General features: G+C 35.7%; 28 protein-coding genes. 11 read left to right on the forward strand and 17 right to left on the reverse strand.

The features are described from left to right. Together ABWO41_RS03115 and ABWO41_RS03120 are read right to left on the reverse strand one after the other, a co-directional pair. A partial coding sequence (locus tag ABWO41_RS03115) for a DUF5606 family protein (protein WP_353133287.1) occupies positions 1 to 484 on the reverse strand: 484 nt, incomplete at its 3' end. Positions 485 to 487: 3 nt separating this feature from the next. Then, complete coding sequence (locus ABWO41_RS03120; RefSeq protein ID WP_353133290.1) at positions 488 to 949, reverse strand: peptidylprolyl isomerase; 462 nt, start codon at positions 947 to 949, stop codon at positions 488 to 490. An 82-nt stretch (positions 950 to 1,031) separates the two neighbouring features. On the opposite strand from ABWO41_RS03120, the gene ABWO41_RS03125 reads away from it, so the two are divergent. Beyond that, positions 1,032 to 2,288, forward strand: a complete 1,257-nt coding sequence (locus tag ABWO41_RS03125; RefSeq protein ID WP_353133293.1) for an asparagine synthetase B — start codon at positions 1,032 to 1,034, stop codon at positions 2,286 to 2,288. A gap of 57 nt (positions 2,289 to 2,345) precedes the next feature. On the opposite strand, the gene ABWO41_RS03130 is transcribed toward ABWO41_RS03125, so the two are convergent. Further along, positions 2,346 to 3,209: an energy transducer TonB gene (locus ABWO41_RS03130; RefSeq protein WP_353133296.1), complete on the reverse strand. Its 864-nt coding sequence runs from the start codon at positions 3,207 to 3,209 to the stop codon at positions 2,346 to 2,348. Between the two features lie 156 nt (positions 3,210 to 3,365). Here ABWO41_RS03130 and cls point away from each other — a divergent pair, with 156 nt between their 5' ends. Next, a complete protein-coding gene (gene cls, locus ABWO41_RS03135) occupies positions 3,366 to 4,841 on the forward strand; it encodes a cardiolipin synthase (protein WP_353133299.1) in 1,476 nt (491 codons plus the stop codon). 1 nt (position 4,842) lies between these two features. Here cls and ABWO41_RS03140 read toward each other — a convergent pair whose 3' ends face one another. The 5 genes from ABWO41_RS03140 to ABWO41_RS03160 all read right to left on the reverse strand — a co-directional run bounded on the left by ABWO41_RS03140 (position 4,843) and on the right by ABWO41_RS03160 (position 11,298). Further along, the gene (locus ABWO41_RS03140; RefSeq protein WP_353133302.1) at positions 4,843 to 6,870 is read right to left on the reverse strand and encodes a putative porin; all 2,028 of its coding nucleotides are present in this window, start codon (positions 6,868 to 6,870) and stop codon (positions 4,843 to 4,845) included. Next, on the reverse strand, positions 6,863 to 7,678 hold the full coding sequence (locus ABWO41_RS03145; RefSeq protein ID WP_353133305.1) for a purine-nucleoside phosphorylase: 816 nt from the start codon (positions 7,676 to 7,678) through the stop codon (positions 6,863 to 6,865). Before ABWO41_RS03145 ends, ABWO41_RS03140 begins: the two co-directional genes overlap by 8 nt. After that, the gene (gene lpxK, locus ABWO41_RS03150; protein WP_353133308.1) at positions 7,641 to 8,711 is read right to left on the reverse strand and encodes a tetraacyldisaccharide 4'-kinase; all 1,071 of its coding nucleotides are present in this window, start codon (positions 8,709 to 8,711) and stop codon (positions 7,641 to 7,643) included. The genes ABWO41_RS03145 and lpxK overlap by 38 nt, the downstream gene beginning before the upstream one ends. A 117-nt stretch (positions 8,712 to 8,828) precedes the next feature. Then, positions 8,829 to 9,383, reverse strand: a complete 555-nt coding sequence (locus ABWO41_RS03155) for a DUF6580 family putative transport protein (protein WP_353133311.1) — start codon at positions 9,381 to 9,383, stop codon at positions 8,829 to 8,831. Between the two features lie 34 nt (positions 9,384 to 9,417). Then, complete coding sequence (locus ABWO41_RS03160) at positions 9,418 to 11,298, reverse strand: TonB-dependent receptor plug domain-containing protein (RefSeq protein ID WP_353133314.1); 1,881 nt, start codon at positions 11,296 to 11,298, stop codon at positions 9,418 to 9,420. A 281-nt stretch (positions 11,299 to 11,579) separates the two neighbouring features. On the opposite strand from ABWO41_RS03160, the gene ABWO41_RS03165 reads away from it, so the two are divergent. Continuing rightward, on the forward strand, positions 11,580 to 11,840 hold the full coding sequence (locus ABWO41_RS03165; RefSeq protein WP_353133317.1) for a hypothetical protein: 261 nt from the start codon (positions 11,580 to 11,582) through the stop codon (positions 11,838 to 11,840). A gap of 92 nt (positions 11,841 to 11,932) precedes the next feature. Continuing rightward, positions 11,933 to 12,304 carry a YchJ family protein gene (locus ABWO41_RS03170; protein ID WP_353133320.1) on the forward strand — a complete coding sequence of 124 codons (372 nt, stop codon included), beginning with the start codon at positions 11,933 to 11,935 and terminating at the stop codon, positions 12,302 to 12,304. Here ABWO41_RS03170 and ABWO41_RS03175 read toward each other — a convergent pair. Both ABWO41_RS03175 and ABWO41_RS03180 read right to left on the reverse strand, forming a co-directional pair. Next, positions 12,280 to 12,780 carry a peroxiredoxin family protein gene (locus ABWO41_RS03175; protein WP_353133323.1) on the reverse strand — a complete coding sequence of 167 codons (501 nt, stop codon included), beginning with the start codon at positions 12,778 to 12,780 and terminating at the stop codon, positions 12,280 to 12,282. The genes ABWO41_RS03170 and ABWO41_RS03175 overlap by 25 nt on opposite strands. Before the next feature lie 12 nt (positions 12,781 to 12,792). Then, positions 12,793 to 13,989 carry a BaiN/RdsA family NAD(P)/FAD-dependent oxidoreductase gene (locus ABWO41_RS03180; protein WP_353133326.1) on the reverse strand — a complete coding sequence of 399 codons (1,197 nt, stop codon included), beginning with the start codon at positions 13,987 to 13,989 and terminating at the stop codon, positions 12,793 to 12,795. A 119-nt stretch (positions 13,990 to 14,108) separates the two neighbouring features. On the opposite strand from ABWO41_RS03180, the gene ABWO41_RS03185 reads away from it, so the two are divergent. The 4 genes from ABWO41_RS03185 to purE all read left to right on the forward strand — a co-directional run bounded on the left by ABWO41_RS03185 (position 14,109) and on the right by purE (position 16,909). Beyond that, entirely contained in the window at positions 14,109 to 14,699 is a 591-nt protein-coding gene (locus ABWO41_RS03185; RefSeq protein WP_353133329.1) for an NADH-quinone oxidoreductase subunit A, read from the forward strand. After that, positions 14,696 to 15,181, forward strand: a complete 486-nt coding sequence (locus ABWO41_RS03190; RefSeq protein WP_353133332.1) for an NADH-quinone oxidoreductase subunit B — start codon at positions 14,696 to 14,698, stop codon at positions 15,179 to 15,181. Before ABWO41_RS03185 ends, ABWO41_RS03190 begins: the two co-directional genes overlap by 4 nt. A 76-nt stretch (positions 15,182 to 15,257) precedes the next feature. After that, complete coding sequence (locus ABWO41_RS03195; protein ID WP_353133335.1) at positions 15,258 to 16,397, forward strand: 5-(carboxyamino)imidazole ribonucleotide synthase; 1,140 nt, start codon at positions 15,258 to 15,260, stop codon at positions 16,395 to 16,397. After that, positions 16,397 to 16,909, forward strand: a complete 513-nt coding sequence (gene purE, locus ABWO41_RS03200) for a 5-(carboxyamino)imidazole ribonucleotide mutase (protein ID WP_353133338.1) — start codon at positions 16,397 to 16,399, stop codon at positions 16,907 to 16,909. Before ABWO41_RS03195 ends, purE begins: the two co-directional genes overlap by 1 nt. Before the next feature lie 117 nt (positions 16,910 to 17,026). Here the strand turns inward: purE and ABWO41_RS03205 are convergent, their stop codons facing one another. Further along, on the reverse strand, positions 17,027 to 17,590 hold the full coding sequence (locus tag ABWO41_RS03205) for a YqgE/AlgH family protein (RefSeq protein WP_353133341.1): 564 nt from the start codon (positions 17,588 to 17,590) through the stop codon (positions 17,027 to 17,029). A 94-nt stretch (positions 17,591 to 17,684) separates the two neighbouring features. Between ABWO41_RS03205 and pdxH the strand changes: the two genes are divergently transcribed. From pdxH to ABWO41_RS03220, 3 genes are read left to right on the forward strand one after another with little or no spacing between them, the layout of a single operon-like run. Beyond that, a complete protein-coding gene (gene pdxH / locus ABWO41_RS03210) occupies positions 17,685 to 18,338 on the forward strand; it encodes a pyridoxamine 5'-phosphate oxidase (RefSeq protein WP_353133344.1) in 654 nt (217 codons plus the stop codon). Continuing rightward, entirely contained in the window at positions 18,335 to 18,838 is a 504-nt protein-coding gene (locus ABWO41_RS03215) for an NADH-quinone oxidoreductase subunit C (protein WP_353133347.1), read from the forward strand. Before pdxH ends, ABWO41_RS03215 begins: the two co-directional genes overlap by 4 nt. Before the next feature lie 10 nt (positions 18,839 to 18,848). Further along, complete coding sequence (locus tag ABWO41_RS03220) at positions 18,849 to 20,033, forward strand: NADH-quinone oxidoreductase subunit D (protein WP_353133350.1); 1,185 nt, start codon at positions 18,849 to 18,851, stop codon at positions 20,031 to 20,033. 158 nt (positions 20,034 to 20,191) lie between these two features. On the opposite strand, the gene ABWO41_RS03225 is transcribed toward ABWO41_RS03220, so the two are convergent. The 6 genes from ABWO41_RS03225 to ABWO41_RS03250 all read right to left on the reverse strand — a co-directional run. Further along, positions 20,192 to 20,533, reverse strand: a complete 342-nt coding sequence (locus tag ABWO41_RS03225; protein WP_353133353.1) for a helix-turn-helix domain-containing protein — start codon at positions 20,531 to 20,533, stop codon at positions 20,192 to 20,194. A gap of 62 nt (positions 20,534 to 20,595) precedes the next feature. Next, positions 20,596 to 21,975: a UDP-N-acetylmuramate--L-alanine ligase gene (locus ABWO41_RS03230; protein WP_353133356.1), complete on the reverse strand. Its 1,380-nt coding sequence runs from the start codon at positions 21,973 to 21,975 to the stop codon at positions 20,596 to 20,598. Then, positions 21,972 to 22,808 (reverse strand): 50S ribosomal protein L11 methyltransferase, encoded by an 837-nt coding sequence (gene prmA / locus ABWO41_RS03235; RefSeq protein ID WP_353133359.1) that lies wholly within the window; start codon positions 22,806 to 22,808, stop codon positions 21,972 to 21,974. The genes ABWO41_RS03230 and prmA overlap by 4 nt, the downstream gene beginning before the upstream one ends. A 78-nt stretch (positions 22,809 to 22,886) precedes the next feature. Then, complete coding sequence (gene tpiA / locus ABWO41_RS03240; RefSeq protein WP_353133362.1) at positions 22,887 to 23,654, reverse strand: triose-phosphate isomerase; 768 nt, start codon at positions 23,652 to 23,654, stop codon at positions 22,887 to 22,889. Positions 23,655 to 23,656: 2 nt separating this feature from the next. Continuing rightward, positions 23,657 to 24,841, reverse strand: coding sequence for a putative sugar nucleotidyl transferase (locus ABWO41_RS03245; protein WP_353133365.1), 1,185 nt, complete (start codon positions 24,839 to 24,841; stop codon positions 23,657 to 23,659). Between the two features lie 69 nt (positions 24,842 to 24,910). Further along, on the reverse strand, positions 24,911 to 25,144 hold a 234-nt coding region (locus tag ABWO41_RS03250), incomplete at its 5' end, for a type B 50S ribosomal protein L31 (protein WP_353133368.1).

The raw sequence follows: 25,144 nt of genomic DNA on the forward strand, positions 1-25,144 counted from the left end.
CTGGCTTTTTAGCTGCTTTGGGCTTTTTTTTAGCAACGACCTCTGTAACCTCTTCCTGAACGGGTTCTTCAACCTTTGTCTCTGCTTTAACTTCTTCAGTTACTTCATCAAACAAAGGAGTTTGTTTAATAATGGCAAACCAATTGACAATCTTTTTAATGTCAGAATTGTAGACTCTTTCAGTATCATGACTAGGGACAATTTTTGTAAAGAAAGACCTTAATACTTTTGCATCTGCCTTTGCATCAGGAACGTCTCCTTTATAATTCTTAATTGTCTCAAAAATATCTTTAAGCCTTACATCTTCATCATAGCCATAAATGGTGATATCTTCTAGCGAAGCTAATTTAGAAGTAGACATATTGACTACCAACTTGTTTTTTTGCTCGTCTAAGCTTTCTAAAATAAAGCCCGATTTATTCTGTCCTACCAATTTATACAATCCTGGCTTTCCAGAAACTGCAACTAATCCTGCAATGTTCATATTTTAACCTTCTAAAACTTCTATAGTTAAGATTTTATCTCCTTGTCTTATATCATCTACCAGGTCTACATTTTCCACTACTTTACCAAAACATGTATGATTACGGTCTAAATGAGCTGTATTATTACGACTATGGCAAATAAAAAACTGCGAACCACCTGTATTTCTACCAGCATGAGCCATTGACAATACACCACGGTCGTGGTATTGATTTTCTCCTGTTAACTCACAATCAATATGATATCCCGGACCACCAGTTCCAGCTCTGAAAGCAGTTGCCGGATCTTTGGAGAAAGGACATCCGCCCTGAACGACGAAGTCAGGAATTACTCTATGAAAAGTTACACCATCATAAAAACCTTCTTTAGCTAATTTCTTGAAGTTCGCTACTGTATTGGGAGCGTCTTTTTCGTAGAACTCTACGGTCATATCCCCTTTTTCAGTTTTAATTATTGCTTTACTCATCTCCTTTAATTTAAGGACGCTAAAATAATAAAATTTTTAGCCCATATTAGCGTTTTACAGCATTATCCCTAATTTTATAGGAATGAAAAGATTTTTTGTAACGTTCATCCTGCTTTTTTTCATAACCAGGGCTTTCTGTACTGCTATCCTTATCCCTATGGACGAGCAGCAGAAAAACCATTTAAAAGCATATGGACTTGCCTATTGGGCGCTAAAAAAGAGTAAAGAGATAACATGGTTGCTCAACTACCGAGGAGGCAGCTTCTCTACAAATTATGACAAAGAGATTGAAAACGAACTAAAAATAAGAGGCATTAGTTACGAGGTAATTGCAGATGCGAGATTAACCGCTATATTGAGTGAAATTGCCGATCCTGAAGTTAATATGGAAATGGTAAAGCTGGAAAAAGCCCCTAAAGTAGCTGTCTATTCTCCGAAAAATAAATTACCATGGGATGATGCTGTTACGTTAGTGCTCACTTATGCAGAAATACCATATGATGTAGTTTATGATGAGGAGATACTGGACGGAAAATTAGCTCAGTACGATTGGCTTCATCTCCATCATGAAGATTTTACTGGGCAATATGGGCGATTCTGGGCAAATTTCAGGAATACAGACTGGTACAGACAGGACGTTCAGCAACAGGAAGCGAGGGCAAAAAAGCTGGGATATAAAAAAGTATCTCAAATGAAATTAGCTGTTTCGAAAACTATTAAAAATTTTTGTATTGGCGGAGGTTTTCTTTTCGCAATGTGTTCCGGTACAGATAGTTTTGATATTGCACTTTCTGCAGAAGGCCTTGATATTTGCGAACACATGTTTGACGGAGATGCTGCCGACCCTCATGCTCAACAGAAATTAGATTTCAATAAAACTTTTGCCTTTCATAATTTCAAGTTGGAAAATAATCCGGCGATTTATGAGTTTTCTGATATAGACGCCACCAATACCAGAAACGTCGAAAGAACCAGAGACTATTTTACTTTATTCGACTTCTCTGCAAAATGGGATATCATCCCAACAATACTTACGCAAAACCACGAAAAAGTAATTAAAGGTTTTATGGGACAAACCACCGCTTATAGAAAAGACGTTATTAAATCTGAAGTTACTGTTATGGGCGAGCTAAAGTCTGCAAGCGAGGCTCGTTACATTCATGGCGAAATCGGTAAAGGACAATGGACTTTCTACGGAGGTCATGATCCCGAAGATTACCAGCATTTGGTCGGTGACCCTCCTACCGACCTTAATCTTTTCCCTAACTCTCCGGGATACAGACTAATTTTAAACAATATTCTGTTTCCTGCCGCCAAGAAGAAAAAGCAGAAAACATAGATAAAACAAAAGCCCGTCATTATTAACGGGCTTTTAGTTTATAACGGCAAATATAACTTATTGCATTTGGAACATTACAGGAATAACATAAGATACCCTGACTTTACGGCCATTCATCTCTCCCGGCTGCCAAAGCGGAGACTTTTTGATGACCCTGACAGCTTCTTCATCACATCCTCCACCAATACCTTTTAAAACTTTCACATCTGTAACCGAACCATCTTTTTCGACAACAAAAGAAACTGTTACACGACCTTGTATATTATTATCTTTAGCCAATGGCGGATAGTTTAAATTTTTCCTTAAGAATTTTGCCCATGCTTCCAGCCCACCAGGAAACGTTGGCATACGCTCTACAGTAGCAGTATTATAGGTGTTATTATCCACAGTACCTCCACCTGCTAGTTCTTCATTTCCGTTAACCACACCTACAGTTAGATTATCAGATTCAGATTTTGTTCCGGCAATATCGGTATTGCCAATAATCTTATCTTTCAAATCGGCAATAGTAGGTGCATCTACACCTTTACTGTCCTCTACCGGGCGCATAGATGTGTATTTAATTTGCTCTACATTTACCTGAGGTACCGCTGGTACTAATTTATCCTGAACAGGCTGTTTCACTTCAGCGGGTGGTATTTCTTGTTTAAAATCTTCCAGCTTCACTATCCGCTCATCATTCCAGCTGTCTTTTTCATCAAAAGAAGAATATGAATTGGCTACACTATTGTTTTCCTTATTAAGGTAATATACTGTGGAACCAATAAACATTGCAAATACACCGAATGATATTAATAATGCTTTCAACAAATAACTATCTGCATCTCTTCTAATTTCATAAGCTCCATAATTTTTGTTGCGATTGTGAAAAACAAGATCGAGCCACTCGCCCTTGTTTAAGTTTAATTTAGAGAACAACATATATTGAAAGATTTGATTAGTATTAAGTTAATAAATAATTAATCTAAATAAAAATGAAACAAACAAAACATTTTTATTACAAAAGAACTTAGCTTAGAGTAACAGGCTTTTAAATGCATTTTATATAATCTGGAATAAACTTAGAATTTGAAAAATATGTTTGAGATACTCAATCAAACGACATTGGTTTTAACTGCAGAAATTGCTTACGTTGTTATTTTAATAGGCGTATGCCTTAAGATAATCTACGACACCCGATCGGCAAGTAAAACTTTAGCTTATTTACTGTTTGCTATTTTCGTACCTGTTATCGGTATTATTTTCTACTTCTCCTTTGGTATAAATTATAGAAAAAGTAAGATTTACAATAAAAAATTAGAGATAGATGAATCTCAAAAACAGTCATTCAAGGAAAGAATACTAACCTTAAACGAACATTTTTCATCAAGCAATAACCCTTCTCTGGTACAAAATCAGGAATTGGTTCATTTGCTGGCAAATAAAAAAAATGAGAACCAGGGAGTATTACCTAACAATGTTGTGAAGCCTTTATTTAATGGCGAGAAGCTATTTCCTAAACTAATCGAAGAACTTAAAGCAGCAACCAAACATATCCATATCGAATATTATATTTATGAAAATGACAGTATAGGTAATGAGATTAAAGATATCCTGATAGAAAAAGCGAAAGCGGGTATTGAGGTAAGATTTATTTATGATGATTTTGGCAGTTCGGGAATTAGAAAGAATATCATCAAAGAATTGCAGAGCAACGGTGTTCAGGCATTTCCTTTCAATAAAATCAAACTGATTTATTTTGCCAACAGAATGAACTATCGGAACCATAGGAAAATTGTTATTATTGATGGCGTAACTTCCTTTATAGGTGGAATAAATATTTCAGACAGATATCGTAATTCTCTGGATAGTAAGCTCTACTGGAAAGATGCGCATCTCATGATTAAAGGATATTCTACACTGTCTCTACAACAAATTTTTATGGCAGATTGGAATTTCTGTAGTGAAGAGAATATCATGGTAACCAATGATTATTTTCCTCAGATTGACATAGATAATAAAAATGCTATACCTGTACAAATTACATCCAGTGGTCCTGACTCCGAACTTCCCAGTATTTTATTTTCTATTGTACAATCTATTAACCTGGCTAAAAAGGAGATCCTTTTAACCACACCTTATTATATTCCAGACCAAACACTTCAGGACAGTCTGGTTATCGCTGCTTTAAGCGGAATTGATGTTAAGCTACTGGTTCCCAAACGCGCCGATTCTTTGTTTGTAAGTATTGCCACCCAATCTTATTTTGAAGATCTCTTAAATGCAGGCGCTAAGATCTATCAATATAACAAAGGTTTTATACATGCTAAAACTTTTGTTACAGACCGACAGCTTGCTTCTATCGGGACAGCCAACTTAGATGCCAGAAGTTTCGACCTCAATTTCGAGGTTTCTTCTTTAATCTATAATGAAAAGATAGCACAGGAACTGGCTCTTGAATTCGAAAAAGATTTATCAGATTCCATAGAAATCACCTTAGAAACTTGGGTAAAAAGAAGCAGAATCCGAAAATTAATCGAACGGATCCTACGTCTTCTATCTCCGTTTATGTAGACTAATCGTAGAAATTCCAGCTTAATCCAAACCTTGCTATAGAATAGGGCATCGGGTATCTGTCTACAGTATAATATCCTTTCGAGAATAAGCCTTTATTTAAATAATCATAGCGAACAAACAAATTAGCTCTTTTCCAATTGGTTCTCACCCAGGCATCTACAATTGGCCATGTATCAAATTGAGTATTGTCCTTATTGTAGAACTGTCCAATCGCAGGAGCATAAGCATTTGCGGTATATTTACCAAAATACCTCACATCAAAACCGAAATCCATCTTCAATACTTTAAACAAGTCCTGATGCATGTAAAAACTATGAAATGTATAAATTTCCGGAGTTCTGAGTACAGACTCATAATCTGTTTTTTGATAGACGATATAATTCTCGAAAGTAAACTTGCCGAAGTGGAAATCTTTAGCTAAAGTAAGTTTTAACAGATTGATATTACCGGACATTTGAGCCGGAGCTATCTCGTCATTTACATCAGTAAAATAAAGATGATTCCCTATTAAAAAGTACTCTGCCTTAGCTTTTAAATGAAATTTAGGATTAACATAGGCAAAAGAAAGATTTTGCGTTTTTACCCTATCGAAATTTAAATCCCATTGGTGGTGATTACTGATTTGCCTTTCATATATAATTGCCGGACTTTGATTTTGGGAATATGCACCAAGCATTATACTGCCCACAGAATTACTCAGTTTAATTTCAGAATTGGCCTGATATAAGAAATCTCCGGCGTAAGGTCCCTGAAACACTTGTTGAATGGCAAAATTGACGTTTGCCCTGTTACTAAGTCCATAAGTGAGGTTTCCTTTCAAAGTCAGGCTCTGGAAATTGTTGTTATATGAATACTGACTGTATTTATAATAATCCTGAACAAGCCCTGCATTAACCTTCAACTCATTCTTAAGGAAAGAAATACGCTTTCCCCTGATATAAAAACTATAGGCAAATTCGTTACGTATATGATCTAAACGGGTAGAGTCTGAAGTAGAATCCTGAAAAATATTATAGTTCCTTAGCAAACCGGTAGTATCTACTCTGCCATACCTGAAATTATACTTCTGTCTGTTATATGAAAAAGCATAACTAACCCGCTGCGTAGGAAGTGCGACATCGCCACTGTCTACCAAACGCTGCTTTCCGATATTAAAAAACTGCTTAACAAAAAAGGTATTGTTTCTAACATTATGTCTCGCATTACCTGTCTCTCTGCTATTATATAACCTGGTTCTTTCGTAAAGAGGCTCCACAATAGTTTCAGCAGTAAAGACACTATCGTTAAAAATAGAGCCTGTCTCGTTACTTTTTATAGTATTAAAATTAAGGCTTGCCAGCAAAGTGTAGCGTTTATTTTTAGACTCGTACCAATTCCACACAGAAGCATTTAAAATATCAGAAATTTGCCCGGCGTAATATCCCTGGGTCCCCATCTTTCCGTATTTAGCCCCCATATTCCAATTAGGCTTGATATTCTGACTGTGCAATACGTGGAACAGTTCTTCCTGCTTTCCTCCAAATGGCGAAACGTAATAAAGTTCCGTATACCGCGCTCTTGCCTGATAATATTTGATATCCTGAGGGCCTTCCATATAACGGTCAAAATAATGAAGACCAATATCAAATCCTATGTTTTTTGAAGGCTCAAATAACATGGGCCGATAGGCCGATCCCAACACGCCTAAGTTCATAGTTGGATTATGAGGATTGTTCAACGGATGGAAATGGTGAAAGTCTTTCACCGTAGTATCCAAATTAAATAAACGGGTGCTGTCTTCTAAAAAAGCCGCTTTAGTATATTTAATGAATTTTGAATTGTAAACAATAGAATCTTTTTTGCTGTCCAGTTGCTTCCGCAGTGAATCAACACTAATGTCTTTATTAGAAGTACGCTGATTGTTACTGGTGGTATCGAAACCAAAACCATCGTTCCGTCTCAAATCGCCTCCAAACTGGGCAAAAGAAACGGTTGTATTGGCTAGAATAAAAAGTAAGAAAAATATCCTTTTGAGCATATTATACATGCTGAATCAGCTCTTTTAAAATTGTCGTCATTTTCGGCTCTGCTACAGTAGCCGTATTCAATATCTCCTGCAAAGATACAGGTTCCAAAACTTCATTAAAACCTTCATCTGTAAGTACCGAAATCGCAAAAACTGATAGATTCATGTGCCTTGCAACAATAACTTCCGGAACTGTACTCATTCCAACAGCATCTCCGCCAATAATTCTTAAATACTTATATTCAGATTGTGTTTCCAAATTGGGCCCTGTTACAGACACATATACCCCTGTATGGCAGGTAATCTGCTGAGCAGCTGCTATTTCTACCCCTTTCTTAATTAATTCTCTTTTGTAAGGCTCGCTCATATCCGGAAATCGAGGCCCTAACTCTTCATAATTGGCTCCTACCAATGGATTATCCGGCTGCAGGTTAATATGGTCTTTAATAATCATCAAATCACCTTTCTTAAAATCGGGATTTAACGATCCGCTGGCATTAGAAACAAACAAAGTATTTATCCCCAGCATTTTCATTACTCTTACCGGAAAAGTTATTTGCTTCATGTTATATCCCTCATAATAATGCAACCTGCCCTGCATAGCTACTACTTTTTTACCAGACAGTGTTCCGAATATCAATTTCCCCGAATGGAATTCTAATGTAGAAATAGGAAAATTTGGAATATTGGAATACATCAGTTTATACTCTACTTCTATATCCTGAACAAGCCCACCTAAACCCGTCCCCAGAATAATACCTATTTCTGGCTTAAAGTCGTTGGTTTTCCTTTTAATGTATTCTAACGCTTCGTTGATTTGATATAACATAATTTAAAATTTCCTGATCAAAAACAGATTGATCGTTATCTAAAAATGCAATTTCTATAGGCCATTGATAAACAGGCAGCGAATAGATATGTTTTTGATTTTCCTTGATGTTTAAACGAACAGCATCCTTTTCTGTTGTTATGATAATTTTATTTTCACCTTGCAAATTCTCAAAATCGCTCACAAGTTTAAGCATATTTTTTGTGCTAAACAGGTGATGGTCCGGATAAAAATGATGCGTGATTTTTTTGGTATACTTCTGAATTTCTTTCACCAATGGCATCGGATTAGCTATTCCGGTGATTAACAATACAGAGGTTTCCCTATTAATTATATGTATCGGCCTAACCTCTTTAGAAACGATATGCGATAAATTACCTGCATAACGAATGGCAGAAAAAACCACTTTTTGGTAACTGAAAGGTTTCATCTTTCGCACAATAGCATCTCTTTCACCTAAGTTCAGTCCATCAGGACATTTACTTATTAATAATATATCTGCTCTTTTCCTTTCCAGAAACCAATCTCTATAATTACCGGCAGGCAATAAAAAACGTGGTCTTTTTAAATGGTGATAATTAAACACAAGAATATTAAACCCCGGTTTAATTGCCCTGTGCTGATAAGCATCGTCCAAAATAACTACCTGATGATTGGCTTGCAATTGCTTCACCCCTGCTACCCTGTCTTCACAAACTGCAACATCAATACCGGGAAATTTATTTTTTATCTGTAAAGGTTCATCTCCACTCAAAGTAGAATCGTCGGTTTGACTGACCCATCTGAATCCTTTTGTCTTCCTACCATACCCCCTGCTTAGTGTAGCTATCCGGTATTTAGCCAGCAATATCACCAGGTATTCTGTCAAAGGAGTTTTTCCTGAACCACCTACTTCTAAATTTCCAACAGATATTATTGGCAGGTTAAAAGATTGAGATGGAAACAGTCCCCAATCGTAGAGTCTATTTCTAAACCAAACAACCAATCCATAAATAACAGAAAATGGTAAAAGAATAAGTCGCAAATAGTTCATTGACACGATTGAATAACAAAAATAAGAAATTTAACACTCTGCAAAGACGGCTTAGCAGTAATAAACAAAAAACGCCAGTAATTTCTTACCAGCGTTTTCCTGTATATTCAAAAAATATTAAGCTATAGATTCTTCCAATGAATGTGTTTTAGCTTTATAAAACTCATAACCTCCATACATTAACATAGAGAAAATGATATTTCCATAAAGCAGGTTTTTCTCAAATGGAATTGCTGCTATTAAAGCCTGCAAATAACCAGAAAAGTCCTTGGTATAAGGACCGGCTAACCAGGGTTGTATATCTGTTAAAATCCAATGTGCAAATACAGCCGCTACTGAAGCCAATAATACATTAACTATATTTACTTTTTTAACCAAAGAACCTATGTAGACCATAGCTGCAAAGCCTACATAAACCAATTCTATACCTGGATAGTACGGACTAAACGTTCCTGTATATTTATACCCCAGTAGAATATCACTTAAAAAAAGAATACATAACGGCACAAAAAAGCTTTTTACCTTATCCTTAAAATAAGTACCTGCAAAAAGTGCAATTGCACCTACCGGGGTGAAATTTGCCCAGCTATAATTTTCTCCTAAATCTAAAAATCTAAAAGATACTGCTATTAAAATTATCAGTGTTAGAATGAATTTTCTATTTAAAGACATATTTTTCCAATTGAGAACGTAAAATTATTAAATCTTATTGAATCTTAAAATTAATACCTGCATTAAAATTGATTCCCGCAGAGTTATACCCTATAAATTCGCTAAACTGCCTGTCGAAAACATTTTTAGCATCTATAAAAAAAACAAACTTTTGCGAAGGCTGATACTGTATATATAAATCTGTTCTGTGATAACCGCTTAACTTTACTTCGTTTGTTGCATAACTACTCAAATCAAAATAGGTATCATGTCTTTCCCCTATCCATTTGTGAATTAATACTGCCGCCACTTTTTTTGATATTGTATAATCTAAACTTGCGCCCGCAGAATGTTTAGGCCGCCTCATGATTGGCGATTCGCTTATATCCTTAACTATATAGCCATCTGTATAGGTATAAAATGCAGACAACCTGAAAAGTTTATTCCATTTAAACGTTATGTCCGCCTCTAGTCCTTCGGCTTTTTCCGTATTTGCATTTTCATACTGGAACTTTCCTGTTGGTGACATTCCAAAATCGATAACATATTTTATTCTCCGCTTAAAAAACGAAGCACTTAGAAACAGTTTATCTGCCAGAATATCTGTTTCCAGCCCAAACTCCGTATTATATGTTGTTTCGGGTTTTAATCCGTTTTCATTTTTAAAATCTGAAGCAAGCTGGTACAACCCCGGAACCTTGTAAGCAGAAGATAAGTTGGCATATACCTTATACTTACCTAAAAACAGTAAAGATGGGTTTAATGTGTAGGTAAAATTATCACCATAGCTGCTATGATAATTGTATCGCCCTCCAAGTTCATTCCTGAAGATCCCTTTTTTAAAGAATAAAGAAGTATAAACACTCATAAGATGGCTATTTGCATCGTCCCGGCTAAGTGTCGCATACGGGCTTTTCTGATCTGTAGAAGTATATTTATAATTAATTCCAGAAGTTATATCAAACAATTCATTTAAACGGTAAGCCAATATCGTCTGAATGTTGCTAACAGAACCTTTATTATTTGTTATTATTCCAGACTCTTCGAATCGGTTACTGATATTATTCTGACTTAAAATCAGACTAAGTTCGCCTTTGTTTAATTGATAACGACCTTTTAAACTGGCTAAAAAAGATTTTTTAAAAAGGTCGTTTTCTCTGCTATCAGTAAATGCCCCGGCGTCATATCCGGCAATAGAACTGCTATAGTTCACACCTAAATTAACATTGATTTTAGACGTGATATTGCGTCCTGCATTCGCATTTAGACTATGTTGTTTAAAAGCGTCTATCTCGAAAGGATCTCCTCCGCTAACGTTTTTTGCAGAAGAGAATCCATCAGACTGAATCCGCATCCAATTAAACGCTAAGCTGGTTTGGTTTAACTTTCCTGACATTCCTACATTCTGTTTAAACGTATTATAACTTCCAGCAGACGCTAACATATTCCCCTGCATATTCCCGTACCCTTTTTTCGTTATAATATTAACCACTCCGGCTACGGCATCGGATCCCCAAAGTGTAGAACTGGCGCCTTTTAAAATTTCTATACGTTCGATCTGGTCTATTGTAATAGCTGCAAGATTATAATCATTCGTAATAGAAGACGCATCGTTTAAAGAAATGCCGTCTACTAACAATAAGGTATTGCCTGCCGATGAACCCCGAACAAAAAGCGATAAATTTTCTCCTATATTGCTATCGCTTCCAGACACATTAACACCTACTACCTGACTTAGGAGTTGGGCCAAAGTTCTTCCCTGCGCTCTTTCTATATCTTCGCGAGAAATAATTTTAACAATTTTACCAATATCTCCCAGTTTCTTCTCCGATTGTGTCGCTGTTATAACTACTTCATTCAAAGATTTGGACTCCTGTGCATTTACTAATACAACTTGCAGTGTCAAACACAAGAGACTGTATATTCTTTTGTTCATTATGCTAAAGACTGTTGAATTTGGTAGAATAAAAAACTAAAAATCAACAGATTATTAAATAAAAGTGCTTAAAATTTAAATATAAACAAATTATAATACGCTCCTTCTATACCCTATTTATCCGGACTTACAGAGCGATTAAACGAGTTTTGTTGCGAGCAAATGTAATATTTAAATTTTCATTAAAAAAAATGCTCACGAATAGTCATTTTTAGATTTTTTGGCATAGTTATAGAATAATCAATTTTGATAAACTGTGAGAATCACCAATACTTATCACTATGAAAATTGTACACAGAGTGGGAATGGCCGAATCAGAGAAAAGTGATAAGGCGAAATTAAGACTCCTTAAAGAAAAGGTAGATAAAAAAGTAGACAGCACTGCATTAAAAACAAACATTCTTTACGCAATTGCTATCGTCTCTATTTCAGCATGGATTATCTCTTTAAGAATGTTTCCTTTTGGTGACACTTTTCAATTTCTTTTAGGTGGCGTTGTACTTTCTGTTAATTTGATGATTTTTAAACACACAAAAATTTAATCAAAAAGTATTTCTCTATACTCTCAAAAATTGAAATTACTTTCAAACCATATAACTACAAGATTTTCTATATTTGAATAGAATTAAGAATAATGACGTGTCCTTGCGGAAGCAATATAGATTATAAGAATTGTTGTTTTCTATATCATAATGGAGAAAAAATAGCCGAAAGTGCTTCTATTTTAATGAAAAGCAGATACGCTGCTTATGTTACAGCCAATGCGGACTATATCTTAAAAACTACTCTTCCTAACAAAGTCCATTTGTACAAAAAATCAGATATTTTGAAATGGGCAAAATCCAGTAAATGGCTAAAACTAGAAGTTTTGTACTTTGATGATGAAACTGTAGAATTTAAAGCACATTATTTTAATCCGAATATGCAATTGGAGATTCATCACGAACGATCCCGGTTTGAAAATATAAATGGAAAGTGGTATTATTCAGATGCCGAATTTTTCTGATCTACTTTAATAGAATTAAAAATCTCGTCTATTTTATTATCGTTATTGGCATACACCAGTAACTTTCTATTGGCAGAATATAAATAAAGTGAAGGAAACTTCTTTGGATTAAAAAGCGGTATAAATTCGTATTTTCCATCATGCAGGATATTGATTTGCGGATTATCTAAAAATTTTGGACCAAAATCCTTCAAAAACAACCGGATAGACTTTTCTACATCCATGGAAATCAAAACAATATTTGTATTCTTAAGCTCACCGTATCTTTTGTTCACTTTTAGCATAGCATCTTTACAATGCCCACAGGTTGCATCAAAGAAAATAATAAGCGTATTTTTGGTAGAGTCTAAGTCTGTTCTTTTAAAAGAGGTGCTGTCCAATTTCTGAAAATCAAAATCGGGCAGGTAAGCTGCAGGTTCTTGTGCATAAACATTTAACGCAAAAAACAAACTCGCTATAAATAAAAATCTTCTCATATTTTAATTCATTTATATATTTTGAGCAATCACATATCCACTTGCCCATGCCCATTGAAAGTTATATCCGCCTAACCAACCAGTAATATCCACACATTCTCCACCAAAAAACAGGCCCTTGACTTTTTTAGATTCGAGAGTTTTGGATGATAGCTCTACAGTAGAAACGCCACCACGCATTACTTCAGCTTTATCATAGCCTTTATCTCCGGCCGGTTTTACCTTAAAGTGATGAATAAAATCTGCTATCAACTCTAGCTCCTTTTTAGATAGCGATGCTATATTTTTATCTGTAGGCAATATACCTTCTAAAGCTTCAACGAACTTTTTTGTATAATATTGGGACAAAAAACCGGACAAATGCTTTTTACCATTGCGCTGTCTTTCTTCTGTTATTAAAGCAGTTACATCCTTATTTGGCAACAGATCTATCTCTATTGTTTCTCCTGGCCTCCAATACGAAGAAATTTGCAAAATTGCGGGCCCACTTAAGCCCCAATGTGTAAACAGTATATTTTCTTCGAAAGAGATCTTACTATTGCTTACTATTGCATGAATAGAATTGCCCGAAAGATGGGCAAACCATTGCTGATCTTTCCCTGTAATGGTTAAAGGCACCAGAGCTGGTGCTGTTTTAGTTAAGCTCAATCCAAATTTCAATGCAGATTTCAAAGCAAAATCGGTTGCTCCCATTTTGGCTATTGGCAAACCGCCGCTGGCCATAACGACCTTTTCGGCTAAAAGTCTATTTTCTTTACCATTTCTCTCGTACAGGATTTCGAATTCATTATTTATTTTTTTAATCGAAGTTACGTTTGAATTCAGCAAAATTTCCTGCCCCAAATCTTCACATAAATTAGTAAATACATCAACAATATCTTTGGCCTTATCAGTTACCGGAAATAACTGTCCTAAAGTCTTTTCTTTCCCATAAATCCCATTAGCCTCAAAAAAGGCAATTGTGTCGTCTACAGTCCATTGAGAAAAAGCAGAATTCAGAAAGTGCGGATTTTCCGAAATAAAATTCTCTTTATTGGTATTTAAATTGGTATAGTTGCATCTGCCTCCTCCAGAAATTAATATTTTAGCTCCTGGTTTGTCATTTTTTTCCAAAATCAATACTTGTTTACCCAGATATCCCGCTTGTACCGCACACATTAATCCACAAGCTCCACCGCCGATAATAACTGTATCATACTTTTTCACCATAATGCAAAAATGAAACTTTTGTCCAGATATTCTATCAACAATGGCAAAATGATTACAAACTGGTCACCTTAAAAAAACTATTAAATCATAAATTTGTATTAAATTTGCTACCTCGAAAGATGGATGAATATTCACAAATAACCGAATTTGGCAAAGTCCTGATATTCCTGATTATAGGAACTATTTTCGTTTGTGCCACAATTTTTATAAGCAAGCTTATTGCTCCCAATAAACCGAATCCCGAAAAGAACAGTTCTTACGAATGTGGTGAAGAAGTGAATTCTAATTCATGGGTTCAATTCAATAGTCGCTTTTATGTTATAGCATTAGTTTTTCTTTTGTTTGATGTAGAGATGATTTTTATTTTCCCATGGTCTACCGTATTTAGCAGTCAGGAGCTTATCGCTGCCGATAGCAGATGGGGGTGGCTTACATTTATAGAAATGCTCATCTTTATTGGAATTTTATTACTCGGACTCGTTTATGTCTGGAGAAAGAAAGATTTGATGTGGATAAAACCAGCGTATATTACTCCTAAAGTCAACACTAAAATTCCGTTAGAGGCTTATACAACTATTAATCAACATACTTATATAACCAGACCTGTCGATTCTGAAAATAAACAAAGAGAGATAGAAAATTCAATACCTATAAATATTAGCGCTGATAAACCCAAGTTTGTTCCAAGATTTAAGAAAAGTACGCCATGAGTTTAGAAAAACAGTTGGAAAATGGTGGCTTAATAGTCACTAAACTAGACGATTTACTGAACTGGTCCAGACTTTCGTCTTTATGGCCACTAAGTTTTGGTATAGCTTGTTGCGCTATAGAAATGATGGGTTCTTATTCTGCCAATTTTGATTTTGACAGATTGGGCGTTTTCCCCCGCCCCAGTCCCAGACAGGCCGATGTTATCATCATAGCCGGAACGGTTACTTTTAAAATGGCAGAGCGTATTAAACGTTTGTACGAACAAATGCCCGAGCCGAAATATGTAATTTCTATGGGATCCTGCTCTAACTGCGGAGGGCCATATTGGGAACATGGCTATCATGTGGTAAAAGGAGTAGATCGTGTTATTCCTGTCGATGTCTACGTACAAGGATGCCCTCCTCGTCCAGAATCGCTTATTGGTGCTATTATCGAGCTTCAGCAAAAAATAGAGAAAGAATCTCTGTTAACAACAACATAAAATCAAACATCACACTTAAATTATTATAACATTTACAAGCAGCAACAAACGTATTGCATATTGTAAAAACACAGAAATGAAATCCAATATTACACAAACCCGATTAGGTATTTTAGGTGGCGGGCAACTAGGGCGCATGCTCATCCAGGAATCCATCAACCTCAATTTGTCCGTTTCTATACTAGACCCAGACAAAAATGCACCTTGTAAAAATATTTGTGACTATTTTGAAGTAGGTGAATTATCTGATTATGAAACCGTATACAACTTTGGAAAGCGGGTTGATCTGGTTACTATAGAAATCGAAAAAGTAAATGTAGAAGCACTGGAGGCTCTGGAAAAAGAAGGAGTTACCGTTTTCCCGCAATCCAGAATTATCCGTCTTATACAAGACAAAGGTCTGCAAAAACAGTTTTTCAAAGAAAATGATATTCCCACAGCAGATTTCCAATTAATATCTGACAGGGCACAGTTATTGGACGAAAACCTAAGTCTTCCTTTTATACAAAAGCTGAGAAAAGATGGTTATGATGGTAAAGGAGTAGTAAAAATAAGTACTCAGACTGATTATGACAAAGCTTTTGATGCCCCTTCAATTGTAGAAAAAAACATTGATTTTGAAAAAGAGATTTCTGTAATAATTGCCAGGAACGAAAAAGGGCAAATAAAAACATTCCCTTTAGTTGAAATGGATTTTAACGCAGAAGCTAATTTAGTAGAATATTTAATCAGCCCGTCAACCTATCCATTCGAAATTCAACAAAAAGCAGAGAAAATTGCAACAGATATTGCTAACAGTTTAAATATTGTGGGCATTTTGGCTGTTGAGATGTTTTTAACTTCAGACGGGAATATCCTTGTAAATGAACTGGCTCCAAGACCTCATAACAGCGGACACCAGACTATAGAAGGAAATCGCACTTCGCAATTCATGCAGCACCTGAGAGCTATTCTAAATTTACCATTAGGCTCTACAGAAGCAATAGGAAATGCAATAATGGTTAATTTATTAGGAGAAAAAGGTTACGAAGGACCTGCTCTATATAAAGGACTAAAGGAAGTTTTAAAAAAAGAAGGAATTTACGTTCATCTTTACGGAAAAAAGCTAACCAAACCTTTCAGAAAAATGGGACATGTCACTATCGTAGATAATGATAGAGAAAAAGCCATTGAAAAAGCAAAATTTGTAAAAGACACCTTAAAAGTTATAGCATAATGTACAAACCTTTAGTAGGTATTATCATGGGTAGCAAATCGGATTTACCGATTATGAAAGATGCTGCCGATTTTTTAAAAGATTTAGGAATAGATTACGAACTAACTGTAGTTTCTGCACATCGTACCCCCGAAAGAATGTTTGATTACGCTCAAAACGCGGCAGAAAGAGGCATTAAGGTAATTATTGCCGGTGCAGGTGGCGCAGCGCATTTACCAGGCATGGTGGCTTCGTTAACCTCCTTACCTGTAATTGGGGTTCCCGTGAAATCAAGCAACTCTATTGATGGTTGGGATTCTGTGCTATCTATACTGCAAATGCCAAACGGAATTCCCGTTGCCACAGTAGCATTAAATGCTGCAAAAAATGCCGGAATTTTAGCTGCTCAAATATTAGGAACAGCTAATGAAGAAGTATTTAGAAAAGTAGTTGCTTTTAAAAACGATTTAAAAGCCAAAATTGAAGAGTCAGCAGAAAGTTTAAAAGCGGAAGGTTATCCAAGTGGTTTTTAATAATTCATTGGTTGAATTAGTTCATTAGTCCTGACATTTTTAGTGTTAAGATAGTTAAGCCATATCTTATTATCCTTTAGTCTTTTTGACTTTTAACTTTACACTTTTGACTTAATATTAGTTCCATTCGGGTCTTTGCGGAAAATTGGCAATATGGGCATATTTTTGCCCAAGGTTAATAATAGCCTCTTTCCAGATATCTACTCTGGAATGATCGAAAATAATAGCTGGGTTAACTTTATCAGAAACTATCCAGCTATTACTTTCCAATTCATTTCTTAGCTGATCTTTATCCCAACCAGAATACCCCAGAAAAAACTTTATTTCATGCTCTTCAATACTTCCCAAGGAAATTTGTCCTTTAAGCATCTCGAAGTTACCACCCCAAAACACATTTTCTCTTATCTGGTCTCCGTCATAAATTTTATCCGGACAGGTATGAATAAAATGTAAAGTATCAGGTGCAACCGGTCCGCCAATATAAACCGGAAATTTACATTCGGGGCAATCCAAGAGCAAATCTTTAACCCACAGATTACTACGCTGATTTAAAATATAGCCTACATGCCCCTCTTCATCTTCCGCAGCAAGCAAGACTACAGAACGCTTGAAGTTGTCATCCATCATAAATGGTTCGGCTATCAAAACATTTCCTATATGTGGCATTACTTCGTTCAACATATTAAAGTCAATATAATAATTTTAACCAAAATAGCGCAAATAAAATACGCTTACTTTGATATAATTATTAAGCATTTCGTAAGTTTGTAATGCTATGAACGAGCAGAAATTAAACATCAGAGATCTTCGCCAGGACTACAAGTCTTCTTCCCTTTCTGAAAGTGATGTTGCAAAAAATCCAATCGATCAGTTTGCTTTATGGTTTAATCACGCTATTGAAACACATATACTCGAGCCCAATGCAATGACTATTGCAACCGTAAATGAGGAAGGTTTTCCCGGAACCCGGGTTGTATTGTTAAAAGAATTTGATCAGGAGGGGTTTACTTTCTTTACAAATTATAACAGTCAGAAAGGAAGAGATATGGAGAGAAACCCTAAGGTTAGCCTGTTGTTTTTTTGGGTTGAGTTGGAACGACAAGTAAGAATAGAGGGTATTGCAAAAAAGATAAGTGCGGAGGCTTCTGAAGATTATTTCCACTCCAGACCCCATGGAAGTCAGTTAGGAGCACATGCATCTCCCCAAAGCACTGTAATTCCAAACAGAGATTTTTTAGAAGATAATCTCAAAAGCCTTGAAGATAAATTTAAGGATAGCGAAGTTCCAAAACCAGAATATTGGGGCGGATACAAAATATACCCTAAGTCTATTGAATTTTGGCAAGGCAGATCAAACAGATTACACGATCGGATAAAGTATACCTTAACTGGCGATAACAATTGGAAAATTGAAAGGTTAGCCCCATGATGACATTTGAAGAAATCAAACAGATAATTATTGAAAAAGTAGGTAGCGATGCAATTTTTGGAGAAGAGACTACCGGTTTGCAACCTGCTTTAATTATTAATCCGGATAAGATGATAGAAGTTTGTCTGGAACTTAGAGATAATGAAAACACCTGGTTTGATTTTTTAGCATGTTTAAGCGGAATAGATTATGGTATAGAAGAAAAGAAGTTTGGGGTAGTTTATCATTTGTCGTCGATTATAAAAAAACACCAGATAGTTTTAAAGGTTGTTCAGGAAAACGATCGAAGCGAGCAAAATTTGCCGGTTTTTAAAAGCGTATCCTCTGTCTGGCGCACAGCCGACTGGCATGAGCGAGAAGCTTTCGATCTGGTGGGCATTTTCTTCGAAGGGCACCCCGATTTAAGAAGAATCTTATTACCAGACGACTGGCAGGGATATCCCCTTAGAAAAGATTATAAAAATGCCGAAACATATAAAAATATTAAAATAGATTTTTAGCCTTATTTCTATGTATACCGAAGCTTTCGAAAGATATCAGCATAAAATCAACTCCGTATCCTCGGAAGAAATGGTTCTTAATCTGGGGCCACAACATCCAAGCACACATGGCGTATTGAGGTTGGAATTAATTACTGATGGCGAAATCGTGAAAGAAGTAATTCCTCATTTGGGCTATCTGCATCGCTGTTTTGAAAAACATGGCGAAGCACTTAGCTATAACCAAATTATCCCTTATACAGATAGGATGGATTATCTGGCATCGATGAACAACAACCATGCTTTTGTTATGGGCGTTGAAAAAATGCTGGGAATAGAGAAAGATATACCAAAAAGAGTTGAATATATACGTGTTTTAGTTTGCGAACTTAATAGGATTGCTTCACATCTTATTGCTGTTGGCACCTATGGTATTGACATAGGAGCTTTCACTCCCTTCTTATGGTGTTTCAGAGATCGCGAACATATCATGAACATGCTGGAGTGGGCCTCTGGTGCCCGGATGTTGTATAACTATATCTGGGTTGGCGGGCTTTTCTATGATTTACCTGTTGGCTTCGAGACAAGGTGTAAGGAGTTTGTTGATTATTTCAAACCTAAGCTGAAAGAACTTAATGAATTACTTACGGATAATCAGATTTTTATTTCCAGAACTGCCAATGTAGGCGTACTACCTTTGGATGTTGCTCTTAATTATGGATGTTCTGGCCCTGTCTTACGTGGCTCGGGTCTGAAATATGATTTGAGACGAGTTGATGAATACTCGGTCTATCCCGAAATCGACTTCGATATACCATATGCTACCGGAGAGATAGGTGTAGCCGGTGATTGCTGGAACAGATATAAGGTAAGAATAGATGAAATTGGCGAGTCTTTGAAAATCATTGAGCAGTGCTTAGAAAAGCTAACTAAAGAATATAAGAGAACTCCTGATTTTGACCCGAGAGCAAAATTACCTAAAAAGATTACACCTAAGGCTCAGGATTTCTATATCAGAGCTGAAAATCCAAAAGGAGAATTAGGTTTTTACTTTATTGCAGACGGTAGATCTGATAAGCCTTTCAGAATAAAATCGAGAGGCCCCAGCTTTAATAACCTTTCCGTCATTTCCGAAATTTCAAAAGGCGTCCTTATCGCTGATTTAATAGCAATAATAGGATCTATAGATATTGTTCTTGGAGAAGTAGACCGCTAGCTCATTTTTCAGATGCTTTTCCAAAGGAAGTCCGCATGACCAAATGCATACTCGGCCAGTCACTCCACTTAAAAACAAAAAAAATCCCTAAGAAGAAACAGTCTTGTTCCTTCCAGGGATTTTAGTATAGAATAAATCAGGAATGATTAACATCTTATTTAAACATAAGATTTCATTCCCCTGATTTCTTCGTATAATTCAATAACTTTCTTTTGAAGTTCTATTACTTCTGCATCTCTCTCTTGCAGCTTCTTAGTTGCAACTTCTAAGTCAGAAGCATACTTCACTTCCTGCTCAGGATCGTTGTAAGTTAAAAGTTCTACAACAGACATATCAAACAAGGCTGATATTTGTTCCAATCTAGACAGATTTACATCAGTAATTCCTGTTTCGATTTTTGAGAATGCTGGGATAGAAATATCTAGCTGTTTAGATACATCTTCTTGGCTCCATCCTCTTTGATGCCTTAAAAGTCTAATTTTTTTACCTAATAATTTCATTTTTTTAACCAATACTAAATTTCAAATGTGTTTTTTATGCTAATGCTTAACGTTTTATAAAATTAACGTTTTTTTTCGTTTTTCAATATTTTTTTTGTCATTGTAACCAAATCAATACCTCCAAAATTTCCAGAACTCATAAATAGTATATTATATTTTTTCGGAATATTTAATTCCAACAAATATCGCTCCAACACCAAAGAATTTGTAAAATAAAGAATATCATTATCTTTAAAAGCCTCTTTTATCTCTCTCTCAGATATCGGAGAAACTTTCTTTTGCATCAAATTAGTTTCATCTATAAAGACAATTTTCAAATCGGCTTGTTGCATAGAATTTTTATATTCTTTAATAAAATTCTTGTTTACACTACTAAACGTATGCAATTCTATACACGCTACTAAATCCCTATCAGAAAACTGATTTTTTACTGCTTCTATGGTTGCAGTTAATTTAGATGGAGAATGTGCAAAGTCTCTGAAAATAATGGTGTCGGAATCTTCCGCAATTTTCTCTAACCTCTTATTAGCCCCTTTAAATGAGCTTATGGCCTCAAAGAACTCTTTATCACTAACTTTCAGCTCATTGCAAATAAGCTTTGCCGCATTCAAATTCATTAAATTATGATGCCCAAATACATTAATCTTTAAATCCTCCTCATCTAATTTCAAATAGGTGACTCCCTCCTTAACTTCAGAGTCTAAAGCTTTATACGGCAAAAATTTTATTTTGTTATGAATTTTATGTTTTTCAATTAAATCCAACAATACGCTATCTTCTTCACAGTAGATTAACGTTCCTTTTTCTTGAATCGTATCTATAAATATTGAAAATTGATCTTTATAGTTTTCGAACGTTGGAAAAACATTGATATGATCCCAGGCAATTCCACTGATAACGCCAATATGCGCCTTGTAAAGATGAAATTTAGGTCTCTTATCTATAGGAGATGCCAGATACTCATCTCCTTCTATAACAATGACAGGTGCATCAGAAAGCTTAACCATATTTTCAAAGCCTTCTATCTGGGCACCAACCAAATAATCAAAGTCTAGAGAAAGGTGGTTCAATACATGCAAAACCATAGATGTAATCGTAGTTTTACCATGACTACCCCCAATAACTACCCTGGTTTTATTTTTCGATTGTTCGTATATATATTCCGGATAAGAATAAACCGGAATTCCTAACTCTTGAGCGTTTATCAGTTCAGGATTATCCGTTTTCGCAGGCATTCCTAAAATAATCGCATCCAACTCTTTAGAAACTTTCTCCGGAAACCATCCGAATTCTAAAGGCAACAAGCCATGACGTTCTAACCTTGTCCTGGAAGGTTCATAAATAGCATCATCCGAACCTGTTACCTGATAACCTTTTAAATGCAATGCTATAGCAAGATTATGCATTGCCGCTCCACCAATAGCGATAAAATGTACCCTCATAATTTAACTAATTTAACAGCAACCCATTCATTTAGTTTTTTGTGGTGGACATACTCCAAATTACTCATCTTACATTCGTCTACCAGAACATTGATATCTTCTTCATAAAAACCACTTAGAAAAAGTAGTCCGCCTTTCGTCAGCACTTCAGAATACCTGCTTATCTGGTCTAAAAGAATGTTTCTGTTAATATTAGCCAGGATTATATCATACAGCTTATTAGGAATCACTTCCTTAGATCCGCAATAGGCAACCAGATTCTGTATTTTATTTAGTTCTGCATTTTCTCTTGCACTTAAGTAGCATACATCATCATAATCTATAGCGTCTATTTCTGCTGCTCCAAGTTTTGATGCCAATATTCCCAAAATAGCTGTACCACATCCCATATCCAGAACTTTTTTATTACTAAGGTCTGTCTCAAGCAACCATTCCATCATCAAAGTTGTTGTCTGGTGATGTCCTGTACCGAAAGCCATTTTGGGATCTATCACTATTTCGTAAGGAAAAGTATTTTTAGGCTCATGAAATGTAGCTCTGATATAAACCTGTCCTTTTATTTCCAAAGGTTCAAAGTTACTTTCCCACACCTCATTCCAGTTTTTTTGCGGAATAAAAATTTGCTCGTAAGAAAACACAAACATTTCTCGATAAGACTGCAAAACACTTTCCAGCAATTCGGCATTATATGCAGATTCGGAAATGAAAGCACTAAATCCTTTTTCGATTTCCTCAAAGGTATCAAAACCAATGCCGGCCAATTCGTTTATAAGCAAATCCTGACGATAATCCTGTTCGTCTTCCAACTTAAACTTCAGTTCGTAATAATTCATTTTATCTGATTCGGGACAAAAAAAAACTTACGATTATTTTACCAATCGTAAGTTTAATTAATTCACAAATATAGGTTTTTAGTTATTGAATGTTTTAACAATATCTACAAAGTCCCTAGATTTTAAAGAGGCTCCACCAATTAAACCTCCATCTATATCATGCTGAGCAAATAATTCCGCTGCATTTTTAGGATTACAGCTACCGCCATACAATATGGTAATATCATCTGCAATCTCTTTTCCGTATTTAGATGCTATTTCGGCTCTGATAAAGGCATGAATTTCCTGTGCCTGGTCAGAACTTGCGGTAACCCCTGTTCCAATAGCCCAAACCGGTTCGTAAGCAATTACCAGCTTCGAAAAATCTTCTGCAGATAAATGGAAGGTTGCTTCTGCCAACTGAGACTTAATAATATCAAAGTGTTTACCGCCTTCTCTTTCTTCCAAAGTTTCACCAATACAGAAGATAGGCTTTAAATTATTTTTTAAAGCTGCATCTGTCTTTTTAGCTAAGAGTTCGTTTGTCTCTCCAAAATACTGACGACGTTCAGAATGCCCCAAAATCACGTATTCTACACCTATAGAAGACAACATACCAGCAGAAATTTCTCCGGTATAAGCACCAGAAGCTTCCTGATGAGCGTTTTGAGCTCCTACGAAAACCTGACTTGAACCTTTAGCCAAACCTGACAAACTATTCAAATGAATGAAAGGAGCACAAACTACTACCAATTGTTCACCACGAACTTCGTCTTTAACCATATTTAAAACCTCTGAAAATAAACTTAGACCTTCCGAGTAATCTTTGTTCATTTTCCAGTTTCCCGCTACAATTTTCTTTCTCATATTTAAAACCTTCTTGATTTTTCTGTTAATTTATATAAGTGAGTAAATATATCTACATCTGTACTATTAAACTCTTTTCCTTTTCTTTCGCATGCTAATTTAGCAGTTTCAATGGCTTTATTTAAGGCATAATGTTCAAAGCCCTGAGCGCCCCCCCAGGAAAAGTCGGGAATAAACACTCTGGGAAAACCAGCACCAAAAATATTTGCACTTACACCTACCACAGTACCTGTATTAAACATTGTATTTATACCACATTTAGAATGGTCGCCCATTATTAACCCACAAAATTGCAAACCCGTTCTTCTAAATCGCTCTGTGGTATAGTCCCATATTTTCACTTCTGCGTAATTGTTTTTCATATTGGAATTATTAGCGTCGGCGCCAAAGTTACACCACTCACCCACCACTGCATTTCCCAGATACCCATCGTGGCCTTTTGCCGAATACCCAAATATAACGGCATTGTTAATCTCACCCCCTACCCTGCTCATAGGACCTACCGTGGTTCCGCTATAAATCTTTGCTCCCATTTTCACCTGAGAATCTTCACAAAGCGCAAAACTACCTCTTATATTGCAACCTTCCCAAATCTGCGAGTTTCTCCCTAAATATATAGGACCATTTTTGGTATTAAGATTAGAGCATTCTACTTCTACTCCTTCTTCTACAAATATGTTGTCCCCTATAATTACATTGGTACTACTTAGGTTTGCAGAACTCCTGCCCTTGGTAAGCAAATCAAAATCAGCCTGTATCTGCTGACTGTTATTAGAAAAAATATTTTCGGGATATTTAATTTGAAGCAACTCTCCGGAATAAACTATTTTATTCAATGTCCCAGACAAAGAGCAGTCAAAATTTTCAGCTTCCGAGCCGTTTATTTTAGCAGCTAACAACATTTCACCACTATAAAGCAGTTCGCCTTCCTGCAAGCGGTCTATTGCTTCCAAAATCTGATCGCCAGGCAAAACAGATCCATTGATAAAGATATTCTCTTCCGAAGTACTAAAAGGGAATTTCTCCTGCAAATAAGGTTCTGTTTTAAAAGAAACTTCTGCTTTTAAATATTTAGACCACTTTTCATGTATTTTGAGTATGCCAATTCTAATATCTGCAACTGGCCGGGTTAATGTTAACGGAAATAGGGCATTCCTGTTAGAGTCATCAAAAAGAATAACTTTCATAGTGCAAAAAAACAAAAAAAGTCCCGACATACAAGCCGGGACTTTAAAAAATATCTTTTTAAGCTACTATTATTTTTTTGAATAACGGTTTCTGAATTTATCGATACGCCCTGCAGTATCTACCAATTTCATCTTACCAGTATAGAATGGATGAGAAGTGTGAGAAATCTCCAATTTTACCAATGGATACTCATTTCCGTCTTCCCATTTAATTGTTTCTTTAGTATCAATACAAGACTTTGTTATGAAAGCATAGTCATTTGACAAATCTTTAAAAACAACTAATCTGTAGTTTGATGGATG

The sequence above is a fragment of the Pseudopedobacter sp. genome (assembly GCF_040392825.1).
Lineage (GTDB): Bacteria > Bacteroidota > Bacteroidia > Sphingobacteriales > Sphingobacteriaceae > Pseudopedobacter.

Bases quoted from the DNA above. Each gene is read 5' to 3' on its own strand.
- ABWO41_RS03185 (WP_353133329.1), top strand. From the start codon at position 14,109: ATGGATGAATATTCACAAATAACCGAATTTGGCAAAGTCCTGATATTC.
- ABWO41_RS03175 (WP_353133323.1), bottom strand. From the start codon at position 12,780: ATGAGAAGATTTTTATTTATAGCGAGTTTGTTTTTTGCGTTAAATGTT.
- ABWO41_RS03215 (WP_353133347.1), top strand. From the start codon at position 18,335: ATGATGACATTTGAAGAAATCAAACAGATAATTATTGAAAAAGTAGGT.
- ABWO41_RS03180 (WP_353133326.1), bottom strand. From the start codon at position 13,989: ATGGTGAAAAAGTATGATACAGTTATTATCGGCGGTGGAGCTTGTGGA.
- pdxH (WP_353133344.1), top strand. From the start codon at position 17,685: ATGAACGAGCAGAAATTAAACATCAGAGATCTTCGCCAGGACTACAAG.
- lpxK (WP_353133308.1), bottom strand. From the start codon at position 8,711: ATGAACTATTTGCGACTTATTCTTTTACCATTTTCTGTTATTTATGGA.
- ABWO41_RS03245 (WP_353133365.1), bottom strand. From the start codon at position 24,841: ATGAAAGTTATTCTTTTTGATGACTCTAACAGGAATGCCCTATTTCCG.
- ABWO41_RS03140 (WP_353133302.1), bottom strand. From the start codon at position 6,870: ATGTATAATATGCTCAAAAGGATATTTTTCTTACTTTTTATTCTAGCC.
- ABWO41_RS03230 (WP_353133356.1), bottom strand. From the start codon at position 21,975: ATGAGGGTACATTTTATCGCTATTGGTGGAGCGGCAATGCATAATCTT.
- ABWO41_RS03225 (WP_353133353.1), bottom strand. From the start codon at position 20,533: ATGAAATTATTAGGTAAAAAAATTAGACTTTTAAGGCATCAAAGAGGA.
- ABWO41_RS03205 (WP_353133341.1), bottom strand. From the start codon at position 17,590: ATGTTGAACGAAGTAATGCCACATATAGGAAATGTTTTGATAGCCGAA.
- ABWO41_RS03190 (WP_353133332.1), top strand. From the start codon at position 14,696: ATGAGTTTAGAAAAACAGTTGGAAAATGGTGGCTTAATAGTCACTAAA.
- ABWO41_RS03160 (WP_353133314.1), bottom strand. From the start codon at position 11,298: ATGAACAAAAGAATATACAGTCTCTTGTGTTTGACACTGCAAGTTGTA.
- purE (WP_353133338.1), top strand. From the start codon at position 16,397: ATGTACAAACCTTTAGTAGGTATTATCATGGGTAGCAAATCGGATTTA.
- ABWO41_RS03170 (WP_353133320.1), top strand. From the start codon at position 11,933: ATGACGTGTCCTTGCGGAAGCAATATAGATTATAAGAATTGTTGTTTT.
- tpiA (WP_353133362.1), bottom strand. From the start codon at position 23,654: ATGAGAAAGAAAATTGTAGCGGGAAACTGGAAAATGAACAAAGATTAC.
- ABWO41_RS03165 (WP_353133317.1), top strand. From the start codon at position 11,580: ATGAAAATTGTACACAGAGTGGGAATGGCCGAATCAGAGAAAAGTGAT.
- ABWO41_RS03125 (WP_353133293.1), top strand. From the start codon at position 1,032: ATGAAAAGATTTTTTGTAACGTTCATCCTGCTTTTTTTCATAACCAGG.
- ABWO41_RS03120 (WP_353133290.1), bottom strand. From the start codon at position 949: ATGAGTAAAGCAATAATTAAAACTGAAAAAGGGGATATGACCGTAGAG.
- ABWO41_RS03220 (WP_353133350.1), top strand. From the start codon at position 18,849: ATGTATACCGAAGCTTTCGAAAGATATCAGCATAAAATCAACTCCGTA.
- prmA (WP_353133359.1), bottom strand. From the start codon at position 22,808: ATGAATTATTACGAACTGAAGTTTAAGTTGGAAGACGAACAGGATTAT.
- ABWO41_RS03155 (WP_353133311.1), bottom strand. From the start codon at position 9,383: ATGTCTTTAAATAGAAAATTCATTCTAACACTGATAATTTTAATAGCA.
- ABWO41_RS03130 (WP_353133296.1), bottom strand. From the start codon at position 3,209: ATGTTGTTCTCTAAATTAAACTTAAACAAGGGCGAGTGGCTCGATCTT.
- ABWO41_RS03145 (WP_353133305.1), bottom strand. From the start codon at position 7,678: ATGTTATATCAAATCAACGAAGCGTTAGAATACATTAAAAGGAAAACC.
- cls (WP_353133299.1), top strand. From the start codon at position 3,366: ATGTTTGAGATACTCAATCAAACGACATTGGTTTTAACTGCAGAAATT.
- ABWO41_RS03195 (WP_353133335.1), top strand. From the start codon at position 15,258: ATGAAATCCAATATTACACAAACCCGATTAGGTATTTTAGGTGGCGGG.